The organism is Vibrio sp. V39_P1S14PM300 (assembly GCF_009904765.1).
GTDB classification, from domain to species: Bacteria; Pseudomonadota; Gammaproteobacteria; order Enterobacterales; family Vibrionaceae; genus Vibrio; species Vibrio proteolyticus.
The window spans coordinates 23856-30283 of record NZ_WXWP01000283.1 but is presented as its reverse complement, the minus strand read 5'-3'; the positions used below and the strand labels follow the sequence as shown (position 1 = coordinate 30283).

Annotated in this window: 5 protein-coding genes; all 5 read left to right on the top strand. The window is 53.7% G+C overall.

Translation table 11 applies throughout. The features are described 5' to 3' along the window. The first annotated feature begins 211 nt into the window (after positions 1-211). Positions 212-1099 (top strand): type II secretion system protein GspC, encoded by an 888-nt coding sequence (gene gspC / locus CAG65_RS14595; protein ID WP_161454115.1) that lies wholly within the window; start codon positions 212-214, stop codon positions 1097-1099. Positions 1100-1136: 37 nt separating this feature from the next. Then, a complete protein-coding gene (gene gspD, locus CAG65_RS14590; protein ID WP_161454114.1) occupies positions 1137-3167 on the top strand; it encodes a type II secretion system secretin GspD in 2031 nt (676 codons plus the stop codon). Beyond that, positions 3164-4660 (top strand): type II secretion system ATPase GspE, encoded by a 1497-nt coding sequence (gspE, locus tag CAG65_RS14585; RefSeq protein ID WP_021704666.1) that lies wholly within the window; start codon positions 3164-3166, stop codon positions 4658-4660. The genes gspD and gspE overlap by 4 nt, the downstream gene beginning before the upstream one ends. Then, the gene (gene gspF, locus CAG65_RS14580; RefSeq protein WP_161454113.1) at positions 4660-5883 is read left to right on the top strand and encodes a type II secretion system inner membrane protein GspF; all 1224 of its coding nucleotides are present in this window, start codon (positions 4660-4662) and stop codon (positions 5881-5883) included. Before gspE ends, gspF begins: the two co-directional genes overlap by 1 nt. A 64-nt stretch (positions 5884-5947) precedes the next feature. After that, entirely contained in the window at positions 5948-6391 is a 444-nt protein-coding gene (gene gspG, locus CAG65_RS14575; RefSeq protein WP_040902347.1) for a type II secretion system major pseudopilin GspG, read from the top strand. The last annotated feature ends 37 nt before the right edge of the window (positions 6392-6428 follow it).

Genomic DNA, 6428 nt, shown 5'->3' with positions numbered 1-6428 from the left:
GTACATAGTCAATTAATGGTAACAATGGTGTCGACATCTAAGTTTTTCAAGTTTCCTGACTTGAAATCAGGATTATTCTTAGATTGTATTTTTAACGCTGTGTTATAGTGTTAGGTTCATATAAATGCGTAGAAACATAAAGATACGCTAAAATTATAACGTCGTTGACTCTGCGCGAGGGAGTTTGGTGAAGCAGATTGAATTGAGCAAGATGCATGTCTGGCTGCACAATATAGGGAAGAATAACAAAGAGCTTCAGCGCTATGCCAGTGCTGGTCTGGCCGTGATCATGCTGATCTGGTCGGCCTGGCTGGTGGGTAAGATCGTCTGGATGTTGCCTGCCGATTCCTCCTCTGTGGTGACCTGGAAACCGTCGGCTTCCGGCAACACCCCGTCTCATTCCAAGGAACTGGATCTTTCCAATGTCCATCAAAGTCATCTATTTGGCCAGTATCAGGCCAACACGGACACCAAACCCAAACCGGTTGTGCAGGATGCGCCGAAAACGCAGCTCAATCTGATCCTGGTCGGCGTGGTGGCCAGCAGCGAACGTAACCTCGGTCTGGCGGTGATCGCCAACCGGGGTCAGCAGGCGACGTACGGAATCAGCGAACGGATTGAAGGAACACGAGCTAAGCTGAAAGCAGTGCTTAATGATCGTGTCATTATTGATAATGCCGGCCGGGATGAAACCCTGATGCTGGAAGGGATCGATTATAAAAAGCTGGAAGTGAGTGAACCGAGACGGGCCATCGTGTCAAATGTGCAGGGCAACAACCCGGCCAGTGCCGAAGACAAAATTGAGACGATCCGCAACGAAATCACCGAGAATCCACAAAAAATATTTGATTACGTTCGCTTGTCTCAGGTGAAAAAAGACGATCAGGTGATTGGCTATCGGGTGAGCCCTGGCCAAGATCCGGAACTGTTCAATTCCGTGGGCCTGCAAAATGGTGACATTGCGATCCGGCTCAATGGTGAAGACCTGACCGATAAAGATTCAATGGGCAAAATATTTCAAAACATCTCTGAGTTGACCGAACTGAGCCTTACTGTCGAGCGCGATGGTCAACAACACGATATCTATATTGAGTTTTAATACTGATGCCGGAGTGGCGTGAGTCGAGGAGTAAAAAGTGAAGCATTGGCTGAAAAAGAGCGCATGGCTGCTGGCCGGAAGCCTGCTGGCGGCGGTGCCGCCGGCAATGGCAAATGAGTACAGTGCCAGTTTTAAAGGCACCGACGTTCAGGAGTTCATTAACATTGTCGGGCGTAACCTCAACAAAACCATCATCGTCGACCCGTCGGTGCGGGGGAAAGTGGATGTCCGCAGTTACGATACGCTCAACGAAGATCAGTATTACGCTTTCTTTCTCAACGTCCTCGAAGTGTACGGCTACGCCGTGGTTGAAATGGACAACGGCATCCTGAAAGTCATCAAATCCAAAGACGCCAAAACGTCGGCCATTCCAGTGGTCAGCAACGGCAGCGAACACGGTGATACCGTGGTGACCCGAGTGGTGGCCGTGCGTAACGTTTCCGTGCGTGAACTGTCGCCACTGCTACGCCAGCTGAACGACAATGCCGGTGCGGGTAACGTAGTGCACTACGATCCAGCCAACATCATTCTGATCACAGGTCGCGCGGCGGTGGTGAACCGTCTGGCCGAAATCATCAAGCGTGTCGACCAGGCAGGTGACAAAGACATCGAAGTGGTGGAACTGAGTAACGCGTCGGCGCCGGAAATGGTGCGAGTCGTGGAAGCTCTGAACAAAACCACTGATGCTAAGAACACTCCCGAATTTCTGCAACCTAAACTGGTGGCCGACGATCGCACCAACGCCGTACTGATCTCCGGTGACCCGAAAGTCCGTTCACGACTGAAAAAACTGATTCGCCAGTTGGACGTCGAGATGGCAACCAAAGGCAACAACAAGGTCGTGTACCTCAAATACGCCAAAGCGGAAGAATTGGTGGATGTGTTGAAAGGGGTCTCAGACAACCTGCAGGCAGAAAAACAGGGTAACCAGAAAGCGCCAGCGGCGTCGAAAAACGACGTTATGATTGCGGCGCATCCGGGCACCAATGCACTGGTGCTGACCGCGCCGCCGGATATCATGCAAGCGCTGCAAAATGTCATTGCTCAGCTGGATATCCGCCGAGCTCAGGTGCTGATTGAAGCGCTGATCGTTGAGATGTCGGAAGGCGACGGTGTCAATCTCGGGGTGCAATGGGGCTCACTGGAAAGTGGCGCCGCCATTCAGTATGGTAACTCGGGTGCACAGATCGGTCAGGTAATGGTAGGTCTGGAAGAAGCCAAAGACACGGTCGAGAAAAAACCGATTCGCGACAGCGACACCGGTGCCATCAAATACTACGAAACGACCACCACCAAAGGCGACTACTCAACGCTGGCCAGTGCGCTGGCTGGGGTCAATGGGGCGGCGGTAAGCATCATGATGGGTGACTGGACGGCACTGATCACCGCAGTCTCGACCGACACCAATTCCAATATTCTCTCTTCACCAAGCATCATGGTGCAGGACAACGGTGAAGCCTCGTTCATCGTGGGCGAAGAAGTACCGGTCATTACCGGTTCCACCGCGGGGTCAAACAACGACAACCCGTTCCAGACCGTGGACCGTAAAGAAGTCGGTATCAAACTGAAAGTGGTCCCACAGATTAACGAAGGCAACTCGGTACAACTGAACATTGAACAGGAAGTGTCTAACGTACTGGGCGCCAATGGGGCGGTCGACGTGCGATTTGCCAAACGTCAGATCAATACCTCAGTCATGGTGAACGATGGTCAGATGATCGTGCTGGGTGGCCTGATGGACGAACGTACGGTGGAGAGCGAGTCTAAAGTCCCGCTGCTGGGGGACATTCCTCTGCTGGGGTATCTGTTCAAATCAACCAGTACCGACGTACAAAAACGCAATTTGATGGTGTTTATTAAGCCGACCATCATCCGCAATGGCATGACCGCCGACGGCATCAGCCAGCGCAAATACAACTTCATTCGGGCAGAGCAATTGTATCAGTCCACCAAAGGCCTGAAACTGATGCCAGACAAGCAGATCCCGGTGATGCCTAAGTTTGGTGAAGACGCTCAGCACCCACCTGAAATTCAAGCATTCCTGGATCAGATGGAAGACGGACAATGAGTGAAGTTCTGGTCACCACGGCAGTGTATAAGCGCCTGCCGTTCAGTTTCGCCAACCGCTTCAAAATGGTGTTGGCACAAGTGAACGAGCAAACCACGCTGTATTATGTCGCGCCGCTGTCGATGAAGGCACTGGTGGAAGTGAAACGGGTGGCACAGTGCGATTTTCAGCTTGAAGAGCTGGAGCGCGAGGCGTTTGAATCCACGTTGACTCAGGTGTATCAGCGCGATTCATCGGAAGCCCGCCAGTTGATGGAAGACATTGGTGCAGACAGTGAAGATTTCTTCTCTCTGGCTGAAGAGCTGCCGCAGGACGAAGATTTGCTGGAGTCGGAAGACGATGCACCGATCATCAAGCTGATCAACGCCATGCTCGGCGAAGCGATCAAAGAGGGCGCGTCGGACATTCACATTGAAACGTTTGAGAAAAGCCTGTCGATCCGTTTCCGAGTCGATGGTGTACTGCGTGACGTGTTGGCGCCGAGCCGCAAACTGGCCCCGCTGCTGGTGTCGCGGGTGAAAGTCATGGCGAAGCTCGACATCGCCGAGAAGCGTGTCCCGCAAGATGGCCGGATTTCACTGCGTATCGGTGGCCGGGCGGTGGATGTGCGGGTGTCGACCATGCCGTCCTCGCACGGTGAGCGGGTGGTGATGCGTCTGCTGGACAAAAATGCCACGCGCCTCGATCTGCACAGTCTGGGTATGACCGCCAGTAACCACGATACCTTCCGTCATCTGATCCAGCGTCCGCACGGCATCATTCTGGTCACCGGTCCGACCGGTTCGGGTAAGTCGACCACTCTGTATGCCGGCTTGCAGGAGCTGAACAGTAACGAACGCAATATCCTTACCGTAGAAGACCCGATTGAATTTGATATTGACGGCATCGGGCAGACTCAGGTTAACCCTAAAGTCGACATGACCTTTGCCCGCGGACTGCGTGCGATTTTGCGTCAGGATCCGGATGTGGTGATGGTCGGTGAGATTCGTGACCTGGAAACGGCGCAAATTGCTGTGCAGGCGTCACTGACCGGTCACTTAGTGATGTCGACCCTGCACACCAATACCGCGATCGGTGCCATCACACGTCTGCGCGACATGGGCATTGAGCCGTTTCTGGTCTCTTCGTCGCTGCTCGGCGTACTGGCACAGCGTCTGGTGCGGACGTTATGTCCGGACTGCAAAGAGGCGTATGAAGCCGACGCCCAGACCAAAGCGCTGTTTGAACTGTCTGAGTCTCAGCCGTTGACGCTGTACAAACCGTGTGGCTGTGAAGCGTGTAACTTCAAAGGCTATCGCGGCCGGACGGGCATTCACGAGCTGTTGGTGATCAATGAGCACGTACAAGAGCTGATCCACAGCGAAGCCGGTGAGCAAACCGTCGAAAAAGCCATCCGTCAGCATACGCCAAGCATCCGCGATGACGGGCTGAGTAAAGCGCGTGCGGGCATCACCTCGGTTGAAGAAGTGATGCGGGTGACGAGGGAAGGCTGATGGCGGCGTTTGAATATAAAGCGCTGGACGCAAAAGGCAAAAGCAAGAAAGGGGTGATTGAAGGCGACAACGCTCGTCAGGTTCGTGTTCGACTGAAAGAACAGGGGCTGATCCCGGTGGAAGTGAACGAAACGCGCAGCAAAAGCAACGCCAGCAAAGGCGGCGGAGCGATGACGTTCAAACGCGGCATCAGTACGCCGGATCTGGCGCTGATCACCCGTCAACTTTCAACCTTGGTCCAATCCGGCATGCCGCTGGAGCAGTGCCTCAAAGCCGTCTCTGAACAGTCAGAGAAACCACGCATTCGCAACATGCTGCTGTCGGTTCGCTCTAAAGTTACGGAAGGCTATACGTTGGCGGACAGTCTGGCGGAGTACCCGCATATTTTTGACGAACTGTTCCGCTCAATGGTGGCGGCGGGTGAAAAATCCGGCCATCTGGATGCGGTCCTCGAGCGTTTAGCCGATTACGCTGAGAACCGGCAAAAAATGCGTTCTAAACTGCAGCAGGCGATGATCTACCCTGTGGTCCTGGTGGTGTTTGCCATTGGTATCGTGGCCTTCCTGCTGGCGGCCGTGGTGCCGAAAATTGTCGGCCAGTTTGTCCAGATGGGACAGGATCTGCCCAAGTCGACGCAGTTTCTGCTCGATGCCAGTGCGTTTATACAGAGCTGGGGAATTGAAATCCTGGTGGCGATCATTGTTCTGACTTATCTGTGCCGTTGGCTGCTGAGTAAGCCGGATATCCGCCTCAGTTGGGACCGGAAAGTGATTCATATGCCGCTGATCGGCAAAATTGCCCGCGGGCTGAACACCTCACGTTTCGCCCGCACGCTGTCTATCTGTACCTCCAGTGCGATTCCGATCCTGGAAGGGATGCGGGTTGCGGTGGACGTCATGTCGAATCAGTACGTCAAACAACAGGTCTTGTTGGCCACCGACAATGTCCGCGAAGGGGCCAGTTTGCGCCGTGCACTGGAGCAGACCAAACTGTTCCCGCCGATGATGCTGCATATGATTGCCAGCGGTGAGCAAAGTGGTGAACTGGAAGGCATGCTGACCCGCGCGGCGGACAACCAGGATGCCAACTTTGAATCGACGGTGAACATTGCGCTGGGTCTGTTTACTCCTGCGCTGATTGCCGCGATGGCAGGCATGGTGCTGTTTATCGTTCTGGCAACGCTGATGCCGATTCTGGAAATGAACAACCTGTTAAGTAAATAGGATGCAGCCTGGCCCGCTGATGACTCACACCGGGCCGGGGTGTCGTTTTTGTTGTGGAGTAATTATGAAAAGAAAACTGAAAAGACAGTCTGGTTTTACCCTGTTAGAAGTCATGGTTGTGGTTGTGATTTTGGGCTTGCTGGCGAGCTTTGTTGTTCCGAACTTGCTGGGCAACAAAGAGAAAGCGGATCAGCAAAAAGCGATCACCGATATCGTGGCGCTGGAAAATGCGCTGGATATGTACAAACTGGACAACAGTGTGTACCCAAGCACCGATCAGGGCCTGCAAGCATTGGTGAGCAAGCCGAGTAACCCAGAGCCGCGCAACTACCGCGATGGCGGCTACATCAAGCGTCTGCCGACCGACCCTTGGGGGAACGACTACCAGTACCTCAGCCCGGGTGAAAAAGGCACCATTGATGTGTTTACGCTGGGGGCAGATGGTCAGGAAGGCGGTGAAGGTATTAATGCCGACATCGGTAACTGGAATCTGCAGGACTATCAGTAAATAACTGAGCGGGCGGCCTGTGCCGCCCGATTGATCT